This window comes from Pseudomonas sp. NPDC087803 (genome assembly GCF_044742995.1).
GTDB lineage: Bacteria > Pseudomonadota > Gammaproteobacteria > Pseudomonadales > Pseudomonadaceae > Aquipseudomonas.
The window spans coordinates 1-556 of sequence record NZ_JBIUVO010000033.1 but is presented as its reverse complement, the minus strand read 5'-3'; the positions used below and the strand labels follow the sequence as shown (position 1 = coordinate 556).

1 protein-coding gene and 1 pseudogene are annotated in these 556 nt (G+C 56.5%); both read right to left on the bottom strand.

Annotation, left to right across the window (positions count from 1 at the left end):
• Nucleotides 1-64 (bottom strand): hypothetical protein (locus tag ACIOUG_RS16695; protein WP_401067120.1); only part of this gene is annotated, 64 nt, incomplete at its 3' end.
• 156 nt (nt 65-220) lie between these two features.
• A pseudogene (locus ACIOUG_RS16690) lies at nt 221-556 on the bottom strand (3-deoxy-8-phosphooctulonate synthase); the annotation flags it as partial.

The following is a 556-nucleotide window of genomic DNA, read 5'->3' as shown; positions in this document are numbered from 1 at the left end:
CCACGGTGGGATTGCCACGGGAGTCGATAACTTCACGACCTTTGTTGTCGACTATTTTTGCCATTGTTTTAAACACTCCAAAGTTGACGAAAACGACGCAGCTAGAGTAAATCTTTTTACCGTCGGCAAGTGGTGTGCAGCGGGCAGCTTGCAGACGACAACGCACATGCCCGAGGGCATGTGCGACAAATCGTGCGGTACTTTACCGGAGAAATGAGCTTTACGCGGTTTCTACCGTCGGAAAACTCTTCACCAGTTCGTCCAAAGCTTTGAGCTGGGCCAGAAATGGCTCCAGTTTGTCCAGACGCAAGGCGCAAGGGCCGTCGCATTTGGCGTTGTCCGGATCCGGATGCGCTTCGAGGAACAGACCGGCCAGCGCCTGGCTCATGCCGGCCTTGGCCAGATCCAGAACCTGTGCACGGCGACCGCCGGCGGAGTCGGCACGACCGCCAGGCATTTGCAGCGCATGGGTCACGTCGAAGAATACCGGGTACTCGAACTGCTTCATGATGCCGAAGCCGAGCATGTCGACCACGAGGTTGTTGTAGCCGAAGCT